Annotated in this window: 18 protein-coding genes and 1 tRNA gene; 7 read left to right on the forward strand and 12 right to left on the reverse strand. The window is 71.0% G+C overall.

Annotation, left to right across the window (positions count from 1 at the left end; genetic code table 11):
* Nucleotides 1-56: 56 nt before the first annotated feature.
* From pknB to ABT300_RS29250, 6 genes are all read right to left on the reverse strand, one after another.
* Entirely contained in the window at nucleotides 57-2,036 is a 1,980-nt protein-coding gene (gene pknB, locus ABT300_RS29225; RefSeq protein WP_351681762.1) for a Stk1 family PASTA domain-containing Ser/Thr kinase, read from the reverse strand.
* A 169-nt stretch (nucleotides 2,037-2,205) separates the two neighbouring features.
* On the reverse strand, nucleotides 2,206-3,672 hold the full coding sequence (locus tag ABT300_RS29230; protein ID WP_351681764.1) for a penicillin-binding transpeptidase domain-containing protein: 1,467 nt from the start codon (nucleotides 3,670-3,672) through the stop codon (nucleotides 2,206-2,208).
* Nucleotides 3,669-5,111, reverse strand: coding sequence for an FtsW/RodA/SpoVE family cell cycle protein (locus ABT300_RS29235; RefSeq protein WP_351681766.1), 1,443 nt, complete (start codon nucleotides 5,109-5,111; stop codon nucleotides 3,669-3,671). Before ABT300_RS29235 ends, ABT300_RS29230 begins: the two co-directional genes overlap by 4 nt.
* Nucleotides 5,112-5,138: 27 nt before the next feature.
* Entirely contained in the window at nucleotides 5,139-6,686 is a 1,548-nt protein-coding gene (locus tag ABT300_RS29240) for a Stp1/IreP family PP2C-type Ser/Thr phosphatase (protein WP_351681793.1), read from the reverse strand.
* 140 nt (nucleotides 6,687-6,826) lie between these two features.
* The gene (locus ABT300_RS29245) at nucleotides 6,827-7,345 is read right to left on the reverse strand and encodes an FHA domain-containing protein FhaB/FipA (RefSeq protein WP_057576678.1); all 519 of its coding nucleotides are present in this window, start codon (nucleotides 7,343-7,345) and stop codon (nucleotides 6,827-6,829) included.
* A 10-nt stretch (nucleotides 7,346-7,355) separates the two neighbouring features.
* On the reverse strand, nucleotides 7,356-8,234 hold the full coding sequence (locus ABT300_RS29250; protein ID WP_351681769.1) for an FHA domain-containing protein: 879 nt from the start codon (nucleotides 8,232-8,234) through the stop codon (nucleotides 7,356-7,358).
* 468 nt (nucleotides 8,235-8,702) lie between these two features.
* Between ABT300_RS29250 and ABT300_RS29255 the strand changes: the two genes are divergently transcribed.
* The 4 genes from ABT300_RS29255 (at nucleotide 8,703) to ABT300_RS29270 (ending at nucleotide 12,214) form a co-directional block, all read left to right on the forward strand.
* Nucleotides 8,703-8,789, forward strand: a tRNA-Leu gene (locus ABT300_RS29255).
* Nucleotides 8,790-9,231: 442 nt separating this feature from the next.
* Complete coding sequence (locus tag ABT300_RS29260; protein WP_351681771.1) at nucleotides 9,232-10,713, forward strand: DUF2252 domain-containing protein; 1,482 nt, start codon at nucleotides 9,232-9,234, stop codon at nucleotides 10,711-10,713.
* 330 nt (nucleotides 10,714-11,043) lie between these two features.
* On the forward strand, nucleotides 11,044-11,841 hold the full coding sequence (locus ABT300_RS29265) for a J domain-containing protein (protein WP_351681773.1): 798 nt from the start codon (nucleotides 11,044-11,046) through the stop codon (nucleotides 11,839-11,841).
* Nucleotides 11,842-11,884: 43 nt separating this feature from the next.
* The gene (locus ABT300_RS29270) at nucleotides 11,885-12,214 is read left to right on the forward strand and encodes a rhodanese-like domain-containing protein (protein ID WP_351681796.1); all 330 of its coding nucleotides are present in this window, start codon (nucleotides 11,885-11,887) and stop codon (nucleotides 12,212-12,214) included.
* A gap of 20 nt (nucleotides 12,215-12,234) precedes the next feature.
* Here ABT300_RS29270 and ABT300_RS29275 read toward each other — a convergent pair whose 3' ends face one another.
* The 6 genes from ABT300_RS29275 to paaA form a co-directional block, all read right to left on the reverse strand.
* Nucleotides 12,235-13,407 carry an acyl-CoA dehydrogenase family protein gene (locus tag ABT300_RS29275; RefSeq protein ID WP_351681775.1) on the reverse strand — a complete coding sequence of 391 codons (1,173 nt, stop codon included), beginning with the start codon at nucleotides 13,405-13,407 and terminating at the stop codon, nucleotides 12,235-12,237.
* A 141-nt stretch (nucleotides 13,408-13,548) separates the two neighbouring features.
* Nucleotides 13,549-14,610: a 2Fe-2S iron-sulfur cluster-binding protein gene (locus tag ABT300_RS29280; protein ID WP_351681778.1), complete on the reverse strand. Its 1,062-nt coding sequence runs from the start codon at nucleotides 14,608-14,610 to the stop codon at nucleotides 13,549-13,551.
* Entirely contained in the window at nucleotides 14,610-15,149 is a 540-nt protein-coding gene (paaD, locus tag ABT300_RS29285) for a 1,2-phenylacetyl-CoA epoxidase subunit PaaD (RefSeq protein ID WP_351681780.1), read from the reverse strand. The genes ABT300_RS29280 and paaD overlap by 1 nt, the downstream gene beginning before the upstream one ends.
* Nucleotides 15,146-15,868, reverse strand: coding sequence for a 1,2-phenylacetyl-CoA epoxidase subunit PaaC (gene paaC / locus ABT300_RS29290; protein ID WP_351681798.1), 723 nt, complete (start codon nucleotides 15,866-15,868; stop codon nucleotides 15,146-15,148). Before paaC ends, paaD begins: the two co-directional genes overlap by 4 nt.
* Nucleotides 15,869-15,927: 59 nt before the next feature.
* The gene (paaB, locus tag ABT300_RS29295; RefSeq protein ID WP_319282217.1) at nucleotides 15,928-16,215 is read right to left on the reverse strand and encodes a 1,2-phenylacetyl-CoA epoxidase subunit PaaB; all 288 of its coding nucleotides are present in this window, start codon (nucleotides 16,213-16,215) and stop codon (nucleotides 15,928-15,930) included.
* Complete coding sequence (paaA, locus tag ABT300_RS29300) at nucleotides 16,212-17,240, reverse strand: 1,2-phenylacetyl-CoA epoxidase subunit PaaA (protein WP_351681783.1); 1,029 nt, start codon at nucleotides 17,238-17,240, stop codon at nucleotides 16,212-16,214. Before paaA ends, paaB begins: the two co-directional genes overlap by 4 nt.
* Nucleotides 17,241-17,526: 286 nt before the next feature.
* Here paaA and ABT300_RS29305 point away from each other — a divergent pair, with 286 nt between their 5' ends.
* From ABT300_RS29305 to ABT300_RS29315, 3 genes are all read left to right on the forward strand, one after another.
* A complete protein-coding gene (locus ABT300_RS29305; RefSeq protein ID WP_351681785.1) occupies nucleotides 17,527-18,447 on the forward strand; it encodes a DUF5819 family protein in 921 nt (306 codons plus the stop codon).
* Nucleotides 18,444-19,730 carry an HTTM domain-containing protein gene (locus ABT300_RS29310; protein ID WP_351681788.1) on the forward strand — a complete coding sequence of 429 codons (1,287 nt, stop codon included), beginning with the start codon at nucleotides 18,444-18,446 and terminating at the stop codon, nucleotides 19,728-19,730. The genes ABT300_RS29305 and ABT300_RS29310 overlap by 4 nt, the downstream gene beginning before the upstream one ends.
* Nucleotides 19,731-19,821: 91 nt before the next feature.
* The gene (locus tag ABT300_RS29315) at nucleotides 19,822-20,613 is read left to right on the forward strand and encodes a TrmH family RNA methyltransferase (protein ID WP_351681791.1); all 792 of its coding nucleotides are present in this window, start codon (nucleotides 19,822-19,824) and stop codon (nucleotides 20,611-20,613) included.
* Nucleotides 20,614-20,657 lie beyond the last annotated feature (44 nt).

The following is a 20,657-nucleotide window of genomic DNA, read 5'->3' on the forward strand; positions in this document are numbered from 1 at the left end:
GAAAGAAGGCGCCGGCCCCCCGCACGCGAAGGGGGCCGGCGCCTTTCCGTGTCAGGCTAGCCGCCGGCTCCGCCGAAGAAGCCGCCGCCGCCGTTGTTGCCGCCGTTGTTGTTCTTGAGGGCGATCAGGTTGACCGTCTGCCCCTTGTTGACCGTGCTGCCGGGGGCCGGGTCGGAGTTGATGACCTGGGCGTCGTCGTCCTGGGAACCGGCGACGTTGCCGACGTTCAGACCGGCGTCCCGCAGCGCCTTCTTGGCGTCCCTCAGGGACATGCCCTGGAGGTTGCCCGGGACCTGCGTCTGCTCGGGCTGGGTGCTCTTGCCGATCTGGATCTGGACCTTGGAACCCTTGTCGGCCTGGGAGCCGATCGACGGCACGGTCTGGATGACCTTGCCGACCTGGTTCTGGTCCTGGGTGTCGACCTCGACGCAGTCGCCCTTGAGGCCGTTCTGCTGCATCTGGGCCTTGGCCTCGTCACAGCTCTTGTTGGAGACGTCGGGGACGGTGGACTTCTCCTCGGCCTTGGCGATGGTGAGGGTGATGGTGGCGCCCTTCTCCACCTGCGCACCGAGCTTGGGGTCCTGACCCGTGACAGTGCCCTCCTCCTCGGTGGACACCTCTTCCTTCGTCTGCACGTCGAACTGGTACTGGTCGCTCTCCAGGATCTTCTTCGCCTCGTCCAGGGTCTTGCCGAGGACGGTGGGGACGACCACCTTCGGCGCGCCTGTGGAGACGACGAGTTTCACGGTGTCGCCCTTGTTGACGTTCTTACCGAATGCCGGGTCCTGCGTGCAGATGCTGCCCTTGGGCTGGTTCTCGCAGGGGCCCTCGGTGCTCTGCACCGTCAGTTCGACGTTGTCGGCCATCGTCTTGGCGCGATCCAGGGTCTGGCCGACGAAGTTCGGGACGGCGAACGGCTTGTCCGCGGCGCGGTCGCTGACCACCCACTTGCCGATCAGGACCGCGCCCACCAGGACCAGCACAGCGGCGACGACCAGCAGGATCGTCGAGGTGTTCGACTTCTTCTGGCGGCGCCGGTCGGGGCGGTCGTCGTAGCCGTAGCCGCCGTCGTCCGGGTTCATGGGCGGCAGCATCGACGTGGCGCCGGCGTCCGCCGAGCGCATCGCCGTCGTCGCGTGGTCGTCGCCGTACCCGCCGTAGCCGACCGAGCCCATCGCCGCCGTGGCGGCGACCGGCTGGCCGTCGAGGCAGGCCTCGATGTCCAGGCGCATCTCGTCGGCGGACTGGTAGCGGTAGTTCGGGTCCTTGACCAGCGCCCGCAGGACGATCGCGTCCATCTCGGGGGTGATCTCGGGGTCGAAGACGCTCGGCGGCTGCGGCTCCTCCCGGACGTGCTGGTAGGCCACCGCGACCGGGGAGTCCCCGATGAAGGGCGGCCGCACCGTCAGCAGCTCGTAGAGCAGACAGCCGGTGGAGTACAGGTCGGAGCGGGCGTCGACCTGCTCGCCCTTGGCCTGCTCCGGCGAGAGGTACTGCGCGGTGCCGATGACCGCCGACGTCTGCGTCATCGTCATGCCGGAGTCGCCCATGGCGCGGGCGATGCCGAAGTCCATGACCTTGACCTGGCCGTTGCGCGTCAGCATGACGTTCGCGGGCTTGATGTCGCGGTGGACGATGCCGGCTCTGTGCGAGTACTCCAGGGCCTGGAGGATGCCGATGGTCATCTCCAGCGTCCGCTCCGGCAGCAGCTTGCGGCCGGAGTGGAGCAGCTCGCGGAGCGTGGATCCGTCGACGTACTCCATGACGATGTACGGGATGGACACATCGCCGATGTAGTCCTCGCCCGTGTCGTACACCGCCACGATCGCGGGGTGGTTGAGCGAGGCGGCAGACTGGGCCTCCCGGCGGAACCGGGCCTGGAAGGACGGGTCGCGCGCGAGGTCCGCGCGCAGCGTCTTCACCGCCACGGTACGGCCGAGGCGGGTGTCATGCGCGAGGTAGACCTCGGCCATGCCACCACGGCCGAGCACGTGGCCCAGCTCGTACCGGCCGCCGAGGCGACGCGGCTCTTCCATAGCTACCTACCAGCCCTCTCCGTCGGTCCCGCCCGGCACACATGTGCGGACGGAGGCTGCCGTCCGGGCATACCGTACCCGGACGGAGCTGTGTGACCTGGCCAAGCCCGTCACCCGATACGAGACCGGTATCGCAACGTGCACCGATGTGTAGGCGACGTGATGGGGGTCACTTCTTGTTGCCGATGACTGCCTTCATCACGTCCCTTGCGATCGGGCCGGCGAGACCGCCGCCGGTGATGTCGCCACGGTTGGCCGCGCCGTCCTCGACGACGACGGCGACCGCGACCGGCGCACTGCCGTCGGACAGCTTGGCGTACGAGATGAACCAGGCGTACGGCTTCTCGCTGTTGTTGAGGCCGTGCTGGGCGGTACCGGTCTTGCCGCCGACCTTGACGCCGTCGATCTTGGCCTTGCCGCCGGTGCCCTGCGGGTCCTCGACGACCGTCTGCATCATCTGCTGGAGGGCCTGCGCGGTCTTCGCCGACATGGCCTGGGACAGCTGCTGGGGCTCCGTGGTGTCCAGGGGGTCCAGCTTCGCCCAGATCTGGTCGACCATGTACGGCTTCATCAGCTTGCCGTCGTTGGCGACCGCCGCCGCGACCATCGCCATCTGCAGCGGAGTGGCCCGGTTCGAGCCCTGGCCGATGCCGTCCAGCGCGTTCTGCGGGGGGTTGTCCTTGGGGTAGACCGACTCGGCGGCGCGCACCGGGGTGTCCAGCTCGGCCTCGTTGAAGCCGAACTTGGCCGCCTGCTCGATCATCTTGTCGTTGCCGACGTTGTCGGCCATCTTCGCGAAGACGGTGTTGCAGGACACCATGAGCGCGTACCGCAGGCTGGCGTTCTTGCACTCACCGTGCTCGTTGGTGAGCTTGCTCGAGGACTGCGGCAGCTTGAACGGGTCCGGGGTGTCGGTCTTGTCGTCGATGCCCGCGACCTCGCCGCTCTCCAGCGCCGCGGCCGCCGTGACCACCTTGAACGTGGAACCGGGCGGGTAGGTCTCGCGCAGCGCCCGGTTGAGCATCGGGTCGTCGGGGTTGTTCTTCTTCTGGACCTTCTTCCACTCCTCGGCGTCCTTGTCGGAGGACCCGGCGAACTTCGAGGGGTCGTACGACGGAGTGGAGACCAGCGCCAGGATCTTGCCGGTGGACGGCTCGATCGCGGCGACCGCGCCCTTCTTGCCGCCCAGGCCCTCGTAGGCGGCCTTCTGCGCGGCGGCGTTGAGGGTGGTGACGACGCTGCCGCCCTCCTTGTCCTTGCCCGTGATCATGTCCAGGGTGTTGCGGAAGAAGAGCCGGTCGTCGTTGCCGCTGAGGATGCCGTCCTCGAGCCGCTCCAGCTGGTTGGCGCCGAAGGCCTGCGAGGAGTAGCCGGTCACCGGCGCCCACATCGGGCCGTTGGTCCAGGTGCGCTTGTACTTGTAGTCGCCGGTGGTCTCCACCGAACCGGTGATCGCCTTGCCGCCGACGATGATGTTGCCGCGAGGGGTTGAGTACCGCGTGATGTTGACGCGGCGGTTCTTGGTGTCGCTCGCGAGGCTGTCCGCCTTGACGTACTGCAGGTAGTTGTCGCGCAGCAGCAGGGTGAGGATCAGGAGGCCGCAGAAGATCGCGATCCGGCGCAGGGGCTTGTTCATGACGGGCGGACCACCTGGGTCATCTCGGCGTCGGGGGTGGAGGCGGGCGCGGGCGCCGGACGGCGTGCGGTGTCGCTGATCCTGATCAGGATGCCGATCAGAGCCCAGTTGGCGATGACGGACGAACCGCCGTACGCGAGGAACGGCATCGTCATACCGGTCAGCGGGATGAGCCCCATCACACCGCCGGCGACGACGAACACCTGGAGGGCGAACGCGCCGGAGAGGCCGATGGCGAGCAGCTTGCCGAAGGGGTCACGGGCGGCGAGGGCGGTGCGCACGCCGCGCTCGGCGATCAGGCCGTACAGCAGCAGCAGCGCCATGATGCCGGCGAGGCCCAGCTCCTCGCCGAAGGTGGCGAGGATGAAGTCGGAGTTCGCGGCGAACCGGATCAGCTCGGAGTGGCCCTGGCCCCAGCCTGTGCCCAGCGTGCCGCCGGAGCCGAACGCCCACAGCGCCTGCATGGCCTGCTCGGAGTGGATGCCGGGGGCGCCGGACTGGCTGAGCTTGTACTCGCGCATCGGGTCGAGCCACGCCTGCACACGCTGCTGGACGTGACTCTCGAAGCTGGCCACGCCGACCGCGCCGACCGCGGACATCAGCAGACCGAAGACGATCCAGCTGGTCCGCTCGGTGGCGACGTACAGCATGATGACGAACATTCCGAAGAACAGCAGCGAGGTGCCGAGGTCCGTCTCGAAGACCAGGATCAGGATCGAGATGATCCAGACCACGATGATCGGGCCGAGGTCGCGGCCGCGCGGCAGGTACAGACCGAGGACGCGGCGGCTGGCGAGGGCCAGCGCGTCGCGTTTCACCATCAGATAGCCGGCGAAGAAGATCGCCAGCACGATCTTGGCGAACTCACCGGGCTGGATGGAGAAGCCCGCGACCGAGATCCAGATCTTCGCGCCGTAGATGTTCTTGCCGAGGCCGGGAACCAGCGGCAGCAGCAGCAGGAAGATCGCGCCCACCATCGAGATGTAGGTGTAGCGCTGCAGGGCGCGGTGGTCCTTGAGGAAGACCAGCACCGCGACGAACAGCGCGATGCCCATCGCCGTGTACATCAGCTGCCGCGGAGCGGCCGTGCCGGCCTGCTCGATCCGCTTCAGCAGCTTGGACTGGTCGAGCCGCCAGATGGCGACCAGCCCCAGCCCGTTCAGCAGCGTCGCCACGGGCAGCAGCAGCGGGTCGGCGTACGGCGCGAACTTGCGGACGACGAGATGCGCGACGCCGGCCAGCAGACCGAGACCGAGCCCGTAGCTCAGCAGGCCGGACGGCACCTGCTCGTTGATCGCCAGGCCCACGTTGGCGTAGGCGAACACCGGGATGACGACGGCGAACACCAGCAGCGCGAGCTCGGTGTTGCGCCGGCTCGGTGTGCCGATCGAGCCGATCGTGGACGTGTGGTGCGTCGGCGAGTTGGTAGTACTGCTCATCGTGTGACGGGGCCTCTCACGGCTTGCCTACTGCTCACCGCACCGCGAGACGACCTTCTGCTCCTCCTCCGAAAGGCTCGGACCGGGGGTGGGAGTGGGGGTCGCGGGTACGGACGGGGACGCGGTTGCCGAGGGGCTCGGCGATGCCTTGGACGTGAGGGAGACGGACGTGGTTCCCGAGGTGGCGCCCCCCTGGCCCCCAGCGGTCTTCGAACCGGTCGTCGAGCCGGTCTTGGAGGCGGTCTTCGAGGCGGTGACGCCTCCCGCCTGCTTCTTGCACGCGGAGGCCTGCACGGCCAGTTCGTCGATCTTCTTCTGGGCGTTCGGGAGACTGCCCTCGGCGATCGTCGCCTCGACCAGCTTCTGCTGGTACTGCGGGAGGTACTTGAGTTCGATCTCGGGGTGGTCCTTCTCCACCTTCGACAACGACACCCACGCCAGATCCTGGCTGATGCCCCGGTACAGGGCGACGTGCTCGCCGCTGGCGCCGACGTAGTACTGCGTCTGCGTCCAGCGGTAGCCGCCGTACAGGCCGCCGCCGATGACGGCGAGGGTCAGCACCCCGTAGAAGGATCTCTTCAGCCACCGGCGGCCCTTGCGCGGTTTGACGAAGTCGTCGTCGGTGTAGTCGGCGAACCCGTCGGTGGGGATGAAGCCCGTGATGTCGCCGCCGGAGCCGGGCGGACCGAACTGGCCGCCCCCGCCGTGGCCCTGCTGCCTGCGGCCGAGCCCGGAGGCGCGCCCTGCCGGCGTCTGCATGATGCCGTTGTCGTGCAGCTGGAGCTGGTTCTCGGCGACCGCGCCGACGACGACCGGGGTGTCGGACAGCTGCCCGGCGAGCGTGTCCCCGGTGTCCAGGTCGAGGACGTCGGCGACGATGACCGTGATGTTGTCGGGGCCGCCGCCGCGCAGCGCGAGCTGGATCAGCTCCTGCACGGTCTCCTGCGGGCCCTGGTAGCTGGCGAGGGTGTCCTCGAGCGTCTGGTGGGACACCACGCCGGACAGGCCGTCGGAGCAGATCAGATAGCGGTCGCCGGCCCGCACCTCGCGGATCGACAGGTCCGGCTCCACATGCTCACCGCTGCCCAGCGCGCGCATCAGCAGCGACCGCTGGGGGTGGGTGGTGGCCTCTTCCTCGGTGATGCGGCCCTCGTCGACCAGCCGCTGCACCCAGGTGTGGTCCTGCGTGATCTGCGTCAGCACGCCGTCCCGCAGCAGGTACGCACGCGAGTCGCCGACGTGGACGAGACCGAGCCGCTGGCCCGTCCACAGCAGCGCGGTGAGGGTGGTGCCCATGCCCTCGAGCTGGGGGTCCTCCTCGACCAGCGAGCGCAGCTGGTCGTTGGCCCGCTGGACGGCTGTGCCGAGCGAGGTCAGGACATCGGAGCCGGGCACGTCGTCGTCGAGGGCGACGATGGTGGAGATGGCCTCCGAGGAGGCGACCTCGCCGGCGGCGGCGCCGCCCATGCCGTCGGCGATGGCGAGCAGGCGCGGACCGGCGTAACCGGAGTCCTCGTTGCCCTCCCGGATCATGCCCTTGTGCGATCCGGCGGCGAAACGCAGTGACAGACTCATGCGCACCTCGCCCGTCGGCTCCGGGTACAGCCGGTCGTGTCGAGCCACACTGCCCACCCTCCGGTCGGGAGCACACCGGGGCCCTGAGTGCCGGCCGCCGCCGTGTGCTCGCTCCGCTCGCGCTCACTCATGATGCAGCACTACTTCCGAAGCTCGATGACGGTCTTGCCGATACGGATCGGCGCGCCCAGCGGAATCGGTGTGGGAGTCGTCAGCCGCGATCGGTCGAGGTACGTGCCGTTGGTGGAGCCCAGGTCCTCGACGATCCACTGGCCGTCGCGGTCCGGATAGATCCTGGCATGGCGGCTGGAGGCGTAGTCGTCGTCCAGCACGATCGTGCTGTCGTGCGCCCGGCCCAGCGTGATGGTCTGGCCCTGGAGCGCGACCGTCGTGCCGGTGAGGATGCCCTCGGACACGACCAGCTTCGTCGGTGCGTTGCGGCGCGTGCGGCCCGCGGCGGCGGGCTGCTGGCGCTGCTGCGGAGGCGCCTGCTGGCGCTGGGCCTGCTGTTGCGCCCGCCCGGCCTCCCGGCGCGAACCGCGCTGGGTGACACGCGTACCGAACAGGTCGCTGCGGATGACCTGCACGGCCACGATCACGAACAGCCACAGTACGGCCAGGAAACCCAGCCGCATGACCGTGAGGGTCAGCTCTGACATTGCCCCCGCTTCACCCTTCGGCTTGCCGGTAAATGATGGTGGTGCTGCCCACGACGATCCGCGAGCCGTCGCGGAGCGTAGCGCGGGTGGTGTGCTGCCCGTCCACCACGATGCCGTTGGTGGAGCCGAGATCCTGGATCGTCGAGGGCGACCCGGTCCGGATCTCGCAGTGCCGGCGGGAGACGCCGGGGTCGTCGATCCGCACGTCGGCCTCGGTGCTGCGGCCCAGCACGAGCGTCGCGCGGGAGATCTGGTGGCGTGCGCCGTTGATCTCGATCCAGTGGCGGGTGCGTGACCCGGGCTGCGGAGCCCCGGCCAGGCCGCCGCCTGCGGCGCCGGGACGCTGTGCGCCCGCGGCGGGCGGGTAGCCGTAGCCGCCGGGACGGGCGCCGGGGGCGCCGGGCGGCGGTGCGGACGGCATCGGCGGAGCGGAGCCGGGATAGGCGGCGGCACCGCCCGGTCCCGCGGAGCGCTGCCGGCCGCCGGCGGCCGGCTGGTCCGGCGTCTGGCTGCTGGACGAGGCGAGCGTGCGGCTGCGCACCCGGTACAGACCCGTGTCGAGGTCGTCCGCCTTCTCCAGGTTGACCTTGATCGGCCCCATGAAGGTGTAGCGCTGCTGCTTGGCGTAGTCGCGCACCATGCCGGCCAGCTCGTCGCCGAGCTGGCCGGAGTAGGGGCTGAGCCGCTCGTAGTCCGGCGTGCTCAGCTCCACGATGAAGTCGTTGGGGACGACGGTGCGGTCGCGGTTCCAGATCGTGGCGTTGTTGTCGCACTCGCGCTGGAGCGCGCCGGCGATCTCGACGGGCTGGACCTCGGACTTGAAGACCTTGGCGAAGGTGCCGTTGACCAGACCCTCGAGACGCTGCTCGAACTTCTTCAGAACTCCCATGGGGCACCTCCTCCGTCGTGGCTGCTGTCCCGTGCCGTGCTGCTTGCCTGGTGCTGCTTACCTGTACTGCTTACTGATCGTATCCACGCGCCGGTGAATCGGCTGGTTCCCCCTGTCGGGCCCGTCGACCGGTGTCGACGGGCCGCTCGCGCCCCTGCTGCACACGCTTGCTTCTGCCCAGGATCGTAGAGGCGGCCCGGGACCAGTGTCCCGCACCCGGCTGTGCTCCTGGTCCGGCTCCTGGGGAGACGACCGCCATAGGTACGAGGTTGATACGTGAACCAATCCTTGCGGAGACGTACGGAGACGGTCGGAGGCGGACGCGGACGCACAGGGGACGTCCGACGGTCTCCCACCTGCTCCCTGCCCGCCCGGAAGTGATGTGAACGCACCCTGGCGCGCGTGCTAATGTTCTGCATGTCGGAGGGCGACAGGCCGAAAAGCCCAAAACCCGAAGACACACCCAATGCGCGGGTGGCGGAATAGGCAGACGCGCTGGATTCAGGTTCCAGTGCCCGCAAGGGCGTGGGGGTTCAACTCCCCCCTCGCGCACCAGTCGAAAGCCCCTCAGATCTCGGATCTGAGGGGCTTTCGCATTCTCCGGCCAGGTGGGTTTCGGGATGGGGTCGCGGACTGCGAGGTGAGGCAGGGGCGAGTCGGGGGCGAGACCGCGGCGAGGCGGTGGCGAGTCAGTGATCGCTCACCGTGTGTGATGAACGTCTCAGGGGAAGTGGCCGCCCGGGGTCCCCGCGGGTTCGGCGGGAGGGGTGGAGGTCCCGACGGGACGGGTGGAGGGCGGAGAGTGTTTCACGTGAAACATGCCGGTTGTCGGCCGCTGTCCCGCGGCGTCCGTCGCGAGGCAGTTATCCACAATCCCGAAGTTGTTCACAACGTCTGACGACTTTCAGCCGCCGGCTGTACGGTCTGCACAAGTTGATGTTCGGCTCGTCGGGCTCGTCCCAGAGCTGCTGAGCGTATGTGTGCGGGGGAGGCGGTCATGATGACCGGAACGGGTGGTGCAGAGGCCGGAGCGAGCGGGTCGGCCGGATCGGGTGAAACGGTCGGACCGCGCAGGATTCCCCAGGTGCGGGGGTTCGCGGCGCGCCTCGGTGAGTCGTCCGACGCGGGGGCCGGTGTGCGGGACAGCCCCAAGGAGGCCGGCCGGGCCCTGCGCGGCCGGGTGGCGCGGTCGGCGCATGCCGAGCTCGACCTGGACGCCGCCCGGCCGGACGCGGTGGCCGCGGTCGAGGAGTCCAACCGAGGTCGCATCCCCGAGTTGACGCCGATAAGGGTCGGCCGGATGGCGGCCACGCCGTTCGCGTTCCTGCGGGGTTCCGCGGGACTCATGGCGTACGACTTGGCCCGCACCCCGATGACCGGCATCCGCGCCCAGATCTGCGGTGACGCCCATGCCGCCAACTTCGGCCTGTACGGCGACGCGCGAGGGGGGCTGGTCATCGACCTGAACGACTTCGACGAGACCGTCGACGGCCCCTGGGAATGGGACCTCAAGCGCCTCGCCGCCTCCCTCGTGCTCGCGGGCCGCGAGGCCGGCGCGGACGAGGACACCTGCCGCAGGGCGGCGCACGGCGCGGCCGGTTCCTACCGCCGCACCATGCGGCTCTTGGCCAAGCTCCCCGTACTGGACGCCTGGAACGCCATCGCCGACGAAGAGCTCGTCTCCCACGCCGACGCCCACGACCTGCTGGGCACCCTGGAGCGGGTGTCGGAGAAGGCCCGGGCCAACACCAGCGGGCGGTTCGCGGCCAAGTCGACCGAGGCGACGGAGGACGGCGGCCGGCGCTTCGTCGACGCGGCGCCCGTGCTGCGCCGGGTCCCGGACGCCGAGGCCGCGGCGGTGGCCGCGTCCCTGGAGCACTACCTGACCACCCTGTCCGAGGACCGCCATCCCCTGCTCGCCCGTCACTCGATCCATGACGTGGCCTTCCGTATCGTGGGCACGGGCAGCGTGGGGACGAGGTCCTACGTGGTGCTGCTGCTCGATCACCGCGGCGAGCCTCTGGTCCTCCAGGTGAAGGAGGCCCGCGCCTCGGCGCTCGTCCCGCATCTGCGGACCGCCGGCTTCGAGACGCCGGAGGCAGACCACGAGGGTCGCCGGGTGGTGATCGGCCAGAAGCGCATGCAGGTCGTCAGCGATGTCCTGCTGGGCTGGACGACGGTCGAGGAACGCCCCTTCCAGGTAAGGCAGTTCCGCAACCGCAAGGGGAGCGTCGACCCGGCCGCCCTCGCCGCCGACCAGGTCGACGACTACGGCCGCATGACGGGCGCGCTGCTGGCCCGCGCCCACTCCCACAGTGCCGACCCGCGGGTCGTCGCCGGCTACTGCGGCAAGAACGAGGAGCTCGACGAGGCGATCGCCGGGTTCGCCGTCGCCTACGCCGACCGCACCGAGGCGGACCACACGGACCTCGTCGCGGCGGTACGGGCGGGACGGATCCCGGCCGAGACGGGAGTGTGAGGACGACGGGCGACAGGGGACGGCACGCCCGTGGTGGGGTGGAGCGGGCGTAGGCCTCCCTGGCGGCAGGCGGCGGGGCTTCCGTGCTCGGCGCGCGCCGACGGTCCGTGGGGCTTGGCCTGGGGCCTGTCGTCTGGATCAGGCCGCAGGTGACGAACGGGACTGGTCGGTGCCGGTGCCGGTGCCGGTGATCGGGGTGTGGTGCGTGCGGCTGCAAGGCGGAGGAGGGCGTCGATGCGGAGCATCGGCAACCGACGACGACGCGGCAGATGCGCGTGCCGCACCCGGCGTCTGCGGCGTGATCCAAACGACAGGCCCTAGGCTGGTCGGGTGACGACCCCCGAAGCTGAGCAGCCCCGGCCCGAGGCGCGGCTGGAGCAGGCCGTGCGGGCCGCCGAGCAGGCGTTGATCGAGTTCGAGATCGCGGTGGAGACCTTCCGCGTCGAGGTCGAGAACTTCTCGCGGCTCCACCACCAGAAACTCGGTCCGATGTACGCCCGGCTCGACGAGCTGGACGCGCAGATCGCCGAGGCCCGTGCCGCCCGTACCGGCGATCCCGAGGATCTGCGCAAGGCCGCCGAGGCGCGCGCCCGGGTGCTGCCGATGCCGGGGGTCGAGGAGCTGTTCCACGGCTGGATGGACGGGGAGGGGCTGTTCCCGGAGGCCGCGGCGATGCTGACGGACCGGTCGGTCCGGCCTCCGGAGCGGGTGCGGCCCAGCGAGGAGGCCCGCAAGCTGTACCGCGAGCTGGCGCGCAAGGCGCACCCGGATCTGGCGCAGGAGGACGGGGAGCGGGCCCGGCGCGAGGAGTTCATCACCCGCGTGAACGCGGCCTACGCCCGTGGCGACGAGGTGCTGTTGCGTGAGCTGGCTCAGGAGTGGGCGGCCGGCCCGGCGCCCGCCGAGCGCAGCCCGAGCGCCAGTGAGGAGCTGTACGCCCGCCTCGAGTGGCTGGCGCAGCGCAAGGAGATGCTGACGCTGGTGGCCAGGGAGCTGGAGGACAGCGCGATCGGCTCGATGCTGCGGATGGCTCCGGACGACCCCGACACCCTTCTGGACGAGATCGCCGAGAAGCTGCTCGCCGACGTCGCCGCACGTGAGGCCGAGCTGGCCGAGCTGGTCGGTTAGAACCGGTTGCGGGTAGCGTCGGGGCATGAGTTTCGGAGCTGGTGTGCCCACGGTCGAGGTCGGGGACCTCAAGGACGACGACTTCCTGGTGGACGTCCGGGAGGACGACGAGTGGCAGGCGGGTCACGCCGAGGGGGCGCTGCACCTTCCCATCAGCGAGTTCGTGGCCCGTTACGGCGAGCTCACCGAGGCCGCTCCGCAGGACGGGCGGGTGCATGTCATCTGTCGTTCCGGTGGTCGTTCGGCGCAGGTGACCATGTATCTCGTGCAGCAGGGCATCGACGCGGTGAACGTGGACGGCGGCATGCAGGTGTGGGCGGCTGTGGGACGTCCGGTCGTCACGGATGACGGCAAGCAGGGTTTCGTCCTGTAGCCGGGGCTCCGGTCGTGCGGTCAGACGAGGGGGTGGGCGGCCAGGAGGTCGCCCAGGGCCTCCTCGTGGGCGGCGGCCGGGCCGAGTGAGAGCTCCAGGTGTTTGGCCCAGGCGTGGTAGCGGTGCAGGGGGTAGTCGACGTCGGCGCCGAAGCCCCCGTGCAGGTGCTGGGCGGTCTGCACGATCCGGCGCACTCCGTCCGAGGCCCAGATCTTGGCGAGGGCGACGTCTCCGGAGACGGGGAGCGCGCCGGGTGTTCCCGAGGCGATCCGCCAGGCGGCCTGCCACAGCGTGACCTCCATCGCGCGAAGGTCGATGTAGCGGTCCGCGGTCTGCACGGCGACCGCCTGGAAGCTGGCGATCGGGTGTCCGAACTGCTCTCGGGCGCCGGCGTAGTCACTGGTCATGGCCAGGACGCGGTCGCCGAGGCCGAGGGCCAGCGCGCAGGTGCCGGTGGCCAGCAGCGAGCGCAGCCAGTCCCATGCGCCGTCGGCGGTGATGACGTCGCGGGCCGGGATCCGCGCGGACTCCAGCCGCAGTTCCGCGAGCCGCTCGCCGGTGGTGGAGATCTGCGGGGTGAGCGCGACGCCCTCCTGTCCGCGGGCGACCACGGCGAGGACGCTGCGGTCGTCGGCGGTGTGCGCCGGTACGAGGATGTGGTCGGCCTCGTAGGCCCAGGGCACGGCCGTCTGCACGCCGTCCAGTACCCAGGCTCCGCTGCTCTCGGCGTCGTGCGTCGGGGTGCCACTCGGGTGGTCCTGCCGGGCGGTGACGGCGAGTTCGGCGGCGTCGTGGCCGGTGCGGCCGGCCGCGGCGACGGTCAGCACGGTCTCGCCACGGCCGGAGCCGGCGAGCAGGGCGGACCTCAACTCCGGTCCGCCGTAGGCCTGTACGGTCGCGGCGGCCGCGCTGGTCTCCAGCAGGGGGACCCGGGCGAGCACCTTGCCCGCCTCGCGCAGCACCAGGCACAGGGCGACCGCGTCCAGGCCCGCCCCGCCGTACGTCTCGTCGAGCAGCAGGCTCAGCAGGTCTGCCGCGGCGAGCCTGTTCCACAGGGGGCGGTCGAGGTCGTCGGCGACGGCGGCGCCCTGGGTGAGAGCGGGGCTCGGCACGCCGTCGGGGGCGACCCCGGCGAGGACTCCGCGGGCCGCCTCGGCCGCGGCCTGCTGCTCCTCGGTGAAGGTGAAGTCCACGGCCGGTCCTCCCGACGGTCAGCCGATCTGCCAGGGCCGGCAGATCTGACGGAGCGTCAAGATAGAACAGGTTCCAGGAGAAGGGAACAGCAGTCGGCGCCCAAGGGGCCCGGCGGCTCATCCGCTCATCCGCTCGTCGGCTCAGCGGTCGAAGTCGACCTCCACCGCCTCGGTCAGCGGATGCGACTGGCACGCCAGCACATAGCCGGCCTCCGTCTCCTCCGGCTCCAGTGCGAAGTTGCGGTCCATGCGCACCTCGCCGCCGACCAGGAAGGCCCGGCAGGTCCCGCACACTCCGCCCTTGCACGCGTAGGGCGCGTCGGGCCGGTTGCGCAGCACCGTCTCCAGGACCGACTCGCCGTCCCGCACCGGCCAGCTGCCGCCCCGGCCGTCGAGCCGGGCGGTCACGGTGGCGTGCGCGGGCGCGGTCGGGTGCACGGTGCGCGCCGCGCCGTCCACGTGGAAGATCTCCTCGTGGATCCGGGCACGGCCGACCCCGAGCCCTCTCAGCGTCCGTTCGGCGCCCTGCACCAGCCCGTACGGGCCGCACAGGAACCACCCCGCCACGTCCGTGACCGGCAGCAGGGACGGCAGCAGCGTGGTCAGCCGGTCCTGGTCCAGCCGTCCGGAGGGCAGGCCGGCCTGCTGTTCCTCGCGGGAGAGCACGGTGACCAGCTGCAGCCGCTCCGGGTACCGGTCCTTCAGGTCGGCGACCTCCTCCAGGAACATCGTCGACGCCGCCGTGCGGTCGCTGCGGATCAGGCAGAACCGGGCGCGGGGCTCACGGGCCAGCAGCGTGGCGACGATCGACAGGACCGGTGTGATGCCGCTGCCGCCGACGATCGCCGCGTAGAGGCCGGGGGCCGGGGCGAGGGTGAAACGCCCGGCCGGCGTCATCACCTCGATTTCGTCCCCGACGGCGATCTCCTTCAGCGCGTAGGTGGAGAACGCCCCGCCTTCGACCAGCCGCACGCCCACGCGGAGCGTTCTCGGTCCCTCGCCGCCGGCGTCGGGAGCGGGCGAGCAGATCGAGTACGTCCGCCGGATCTCGGCTCCGTCGGCCAGGCGGCGCAGGGCGAGGTGCTGGCCGGGCGTGTGCCGGTACTCCTCGCGCAGCTCTTCGGGGACGGAGAGCGTGAGGGCGACCGCGTCGTCGGTCAGCCGGTCCACCGCGGCCACGGGGAGCCGGTGGAAGCGGGCCATCACAGCTCCTTGAAGTGGTCGAAGGGTTCGCGGCAGGCCAGGCACCGGCGCAGCGCCTTGCACGCGGTGGAGGAGAACCGGCTGAGCAGTTCGGTGTCGGGGGAGCCGCAGTGGGGGCAGTGCACCGGCTCCGCGTCAAAGGTCCCGGCCGCGCGGCCTGCACGGGTCGGCCCGAGTGTCAGGGACACGGGACCTTGCTCGCGCACGGCCCGGGGCGGTGCGATGCCGAACTCCCGCAGTTTGCGCCGCCCTTCGGCGGTGATGTCGTCGGTCGACCAGGCGGGCGAAAGGACGGTGCGCACCGTCACGTCGCGTATGCCGTGCTCGTGCAGCGCGCGTTCGATGTCCAGGGACATCGCCTCGACGGCCGGGCAGCCGGTGTAGGTGGGGGTCAGCTCGACCTCCACGGTGTCGGCGCCGTGCAGGCGGACGGCGCGCACGACGCCCAGCTCCTGGAGGGTGAGCACCGGGAGCTCGGGGTCGGGGACCGAGCCGGCGATCTCGAGGAGTTCCGCCTCCAGCGGGGTGGCCGTCGTCACCACGACGCCCCCGGGTGACTGCGGTGCAGGTGCTGCATCTCGGCGAGCATCGGACCGAAGGGCTCGGTGTGCAGGCCCTCGCGGCCGGCCCCGGCGCGCCAGGCGCCGGTGCGCGCGCCGTCCGGGACGGTCAGGCCGGCCCGCCCCAGTACCTCCCGCACCGACTCGAGCCAGGCCGACTCCAGGCCTGTCCGGTCGAGCTCGAGGCCGTCCACGGGGCGGAACATCTCTCCGGTGAAGCGCCACAGCGCCGTGCAGGCGCGCTGCATCCGTTCATGGCTGACGTCGGTGCCGTCGCCGAGGCGCAGGGTCCACTGCTCGGCGTGGTCGCGGTGGTAGGCGACCTCCTTGACGGCCTTCGCCGCGAGCCCGGCGAACGGGCCGGGCCCGGCTGCGAGTTGCGCGTACAACAGGTGCTGGTAGGTGGAGAAGTACAGCTGGCGGGCGATGGTGTGGGCGAAGTCGCCGTTGGGCTGTTCGACCAACTGGACGTTGCGGAAGGCGCGTTCCTCGCGCAGGTAGGCCAGTTCGTCCTCGTCGCCGACCATCGACAGCAGGATCCTGGCCTGACCGAGCAGGTCGAGCGCGATGTTGCCGAGGGCGACCTCCTCCTCCAGCACGGGCGCGTGGCCCATCCACTCCCCCAGGCGGTGGGAGAGCACCAGGGCGTCGTCGCCGAGGGCGAGGGCGGCGGTCCGCGTGTCGGCGGCGGCGCCCACTGCGGTGTCGGCGGTGTCGGGACGGGCGTCGGGGCGCCCGTGGGTGTGCGCGGTCGTGGTCACAGGTGCTTCACCCCCTCCGGGATCTCGTAGAACGTCGGGTGCCGGTACGGCTTGTCGGCGGCCGGTTCGAAGAACGGGTCCTTCTCGTCGGGCGAGGACGCGGTGATCGCCGAGGACGGCACCACCCAGAGCGAGACGCCCTCACCGCGCCGGGTGTACAGGTCGCGTGCGTTGCGCAGGGCGAACTCGGCGTCCGGCGCATGCAGGCTGCCGGCGTGGGTGTGGGAGAGGCCGCGCCGGGAGCGCACGAAGACCTCCCACAGGGGCCAGTCGGTGTGGGTCATGCCTGCTCCGCTTCCGTCGTCCGGGGAAGGCGTTTGGCCGCGTGGGCCGCGGCCGCCTCCCGTACCCATGCGCCCTCGTCATGGGCGCGCCTGCGTTGGGTGATGCGCTGCTCGTTGCACGGGCCGTTGCCCTTGAGGACTTCCTTGAACTCGGTCCAGTCGATGGGGCCGAAGTCGTGGTGCCCGCTCTCCTCGTTCCACTTCAGGTCCGGGTCCGGGAGGGTGAGGCCGAGCGACTCGGCCTGGGGGACGCAGATGTCGACGAAGCGCCGGCGCAGCTCGTCGTTGGAGTGGCGCTTGATCTTCCAGGCCATCGACTGCGCGGAGTGCGCGGACTCGTCGTCGGGCGGGCCGAACATCATGAGCGACGGCCACCACCAGCGGTCGACGGCGTCCTGCGCCATCGCGTGCTGCTCCTCGGTGCCCCGGCTGAGGGCGAGCAGCAGCTCGTACCCCTGGCGCTGGTGGAAGGACTCCTCCTTGCACACGCGGATCATGGCGCGCGCGTACGGGCCGTAGGAGCAGCGGCACAGGGGGACCTGGTTGGTGATCGCCGCACCGTCCACCAGCCAGCCGATCGCGCCGACGTCCGCCCAGGTCAGCGTGGGGTAGTTGAAGATCGAGGAGTACTTCTGGCGGCCGGTGTGCAGCTTGTCGAGCAGATCGTCGCGGCTGACGCCGAGGGTTTCGGCCGCGCTGTAGAGGTAGAGGCCGTGGCCCGCCTCGTCCTGCACCTTCGCCATGAGGACGGCCTTGCGGCGCAGGGAGGGGGCGCGGGTGATCCAGTTGGCCTCCGGCTGCATGCCGATGATCTCGGAGTGGGCGTGCTGCGCGATCTGGCGCACCAGCGTCGCCCGGTAGGCGTCGGGCATCCAGTCGCGTGGCTCGATGCGCTCGTCCGCGGCCACGGTGGCGTCGAAGAGGCGTTCGTACGCCTCGTGCGCCGCCTCGTCGGCCGGTACGCCCTCCTGCCGCGGGGCGTCCTTCTCCGTGCGGGCCGTCTGGTGGGCGGCTGCTGTCGCCATGCGGTCCCCCTTGACCTCGGGCCTCGGCTTCGCGCCTTGGCCTCGGCTCTGCCCGAGCCTTCTCCCGACCGATCGTTCGGTCCGTGCGATTCCATGGTGGGACGGCCGTCGTATGGTGTCAACCGCTGTGGATAACCTGCGGACGTTCTCCGCGGACGATCCGCCCCGCCCCCGTCCGGGGCACGGGTAAGGCAGGGAGGGCTGGGCCGGACGGGTGAGGCTGAGTACCGTTCGCGATTGCGCGACGCAGCGGGCGAAGAGGACCGGTATCGGGGAACGGGGCGGAATGGACGCGTACGACGGAGGCTCAGGCGCTCCACGGCGGGCGGACACGTCAGACGGACCGGCCTCGTCGGAGGGGCCTGACTCCTCAGGCGGGCCGGAGGCGGTGTCGTCGCCGGTGGGAGGCGTCCTGCCCGCGCCGCGCGCCGAACTCCGGAGCTCCACGCCCGTCGTGGGCGCGGGGGCCGCCGACGAGCCCGCCCAGGGCCAGGGCTCGGACCCCGGCCCGGATCCCGGCCCCGAACCCGCTTCCGCGACAGCGCCTCGCCACCTCCCGCCCCGTACCGGTGTGGCCGCGCTCTCGCCGCGGTACCAGGTCGGCGCCGCGCTGGCGCTGGCCGTCGTCGCGGTCACGGTGTGCGTGCACGTCGGGATGGTGTTCCTGCATGTGGCGCCGTCGAACACGGTCACGAAGGCGCACGGCAAGGCGATCGACGACTGGATATATCCGGAGTTCGAACAGAACTGGAAGCTGTTCGCACCGAATCCGCTGCAGCAGAACATCGCCGTCCAGGTCCGCGCCCAGATACGCGGCGAGGACGGCGGATCGCGGACCACCGGCTGGTACGACCTGTCCGCGCAGGACGGCCGGGACATCGACGGCAACCTGGTGCCGAGCCATACCCAGCAGAACGAGTTGCGCCGGGCCTGGGACTTCTTCACCGCCACGCACGACGGCTCCGCCCGGCCCGTCGGTCTGCGCGGCGCCCTCGCCGAGACGTATCTGCGCCGGATCGTCGTGATGCGGCTGGAGCGCGGCGCGGTCGACGAGGGCGGTGTCGTGGAGCGGGTCCAGATCCGCTCGCGGACCACCAACGTGCCGCCGCCGAAGTGGAGCACCGACAAGGTGTCGACGACCCCGGTGTACCGCGTGCTGTCCTGGTGGTCCGTGCCGGACGGCGTGACCGAGGGAGGCGCGAGGTGAACCGCTTCGCCCTTTCGGTGTCCGCCGCCATCGCCCGTCTCACCGAGTCGGCGCTCGGGCCCTACCAGAGCGCCGTGGTCCGGATCGGGTTCAGCGGTACCTGGCTGCTGTTCCTGCTGCGGGAGTTCCCGCACCGCCAGGAGCTGTACGGCCTCGACGGCCCCTGGGACTGGCAGCTGGCCCGGCAGCTGATCGACACCAACGGGGCGTTCACCGTCCTGATGTGGTCGGACGGGCAGGCATGGTTCGAGGCCGTGTACGCGCTCGCGCTGGTCGCGGCCGCGCTGCTGCTGCTGGGCTGGCGCACGCGCGCGATGTCGGTGCTGTTCATGGTCGGCGTGCTCTCGCTGCAGAACCGCAGCGTCTTCATGGGCGACGGCGGCGACAACGTCCTGCACCTGATGTCGATCTACCTGATGTTCATGCGCTGCGGTCGGGTCTGGTCGCTCGACGCCCGGCGGGCGCGACGCGAGCAGGAGGCACGCGCGCGGGGCGAACGGATCACCGACCGGGTCGGTCCCGTCCTGTGGGCCGCGTCCGGGACGGTGCTGGCCTCGGTGACCGTGGCGGACCGTTTCCACAGTGAGTGGACCGTTCCCGCGCTGCTGTGGGCGGCGTGGGCCGTGCAGGGGCTGTGGTGGGCCGCCGGGCGACTCGGGAAGTCGGCGCAGCCGCGGATCCTGCTCGATGTGATCGGCAACGTCCTGCACAACGGCGCCCTCGCCGTGATCATGGTCGAGGCCTGTCTGATCTACGCGACGGCCGGCTGGTACAAGATCCAGGGCTCGCGCTGGCAGGACGGCACCGCCGCGTACTACCCCCTGCACCTGGACTACTTCTCGCCCTGGCCGGCGCTGGCCGATCTGCTGGCCGCCAGCGGCACGATGGTCCTCCTCGCGACGTACGGGACCGTCATCGTGCAGGTGGCCTTCCCGTTCACCCTGTTCAACCGGCGGCTGAAGAACGTGCTGCTGGCGCTGATGATGGCGGAGCACGCGGTGATCGCGGTCCTCCTCGGGCTGCCTTTCTTCTCGCTGGCGATGATCGCGACGGACTCCGTCTTCCTGCCGACGCCGTTCCTGCACCGGGTCGGCGGATGGGCGGCACGCGCGCGTGAGGCGCTGCTCCCGGACCGCGGACAGCCGGCCCCGGACGGCGCGCGGACGGAGGAGGCCGACCCGCGGGCCCCGGGGGATCCGGACGAGCCGGAAGAGCCGGAAGAGCCGGACCACCGCCCAGGCTCTGAACAGACGGCGACTTCCACACCGGGCACGCGCACGTAGGGCACGCGGTACGGGGCGGCACGTGGCCGGGGATCGCGCCGGGCGCCTGCGGCGCAGAGCCGCGCCGGTACGCCCACGTAGGGTTCACCGCATGACCGACCCCGTGACCGCAGGCCTCGACCCGCTCGGCCGATGGCGCCGGCTCGCCGGTGACGCCGTACTGCTGGACGGCTTCCATGCCCTCAAGCACGCCGTGCGCTTCGGGGCGGACGTCCCGGTGGCGGTAGCCGTCGACCGGGGGGCGGCCCTCGCCCTGGCCGGGGAGCTCGCCCCCGACGTGCGCGAGGCGCTGGACGGGCTGCTGACGGAGGTCACGGAGGCGACGTACGCGTCCCTGGTGCCGCGTCCGCATCCCACCGCGGTCGCCGCCCTGGCCGTCCGGCCGTCGCGGGAGGCCCATCTGGACAGGCTCGGGCAGGCGCCCCGCACCGCCCCGGTCGTGGTGCTGGACAATCCGCGCAACCTGGGCAACGCGGGGGCGGTGATCCGGCTCGCGGCCGGATTCGGGGCGACCGGGGTGGTCACCACCGGCACGCTCGACCCGTGGCATCCGACCGTCGTGCGCGGCGGCGCGGGGCTGCACTTCGCGACGGCCGTGGAGCGGCTGACGGTCGACGAACTGCCGGCCGGCCCGGTGTTCGCCCTCGACCCGGAGGGCGACGACATCCGCGGCGTCGAGCTCCCGGACGACGCGCTCCTCGCGTTCGGCTCGGAGCGCAGCGGTCTCTCCCCCGAGCTGCGGTCGCGGGCCGACCGTCTTCTCGCCCTGCCGATGCGCCCCCAGGTCTCCAGCTACAACCTCGCGACCAGTGTGGCCATGACGCTGTACCACTGGAGCGCCGCCGGGGGCGCACCGCACCTCTGCACGGCTTCCGCCCCGTAAGGCGAGCCAGGCGAGCCCCCCGGGCGCCGATGGGGGGCTCGCCG

The organism is Streptomyces sp. NPDC001027 (assembly GCF_040299045.1).
Taxonomy (GTDB): domain Bacteria; phylum Actinomycetota; class Actinomycetes; order Streptomycetales; family Streptomycetaceae; genus Streptomyces.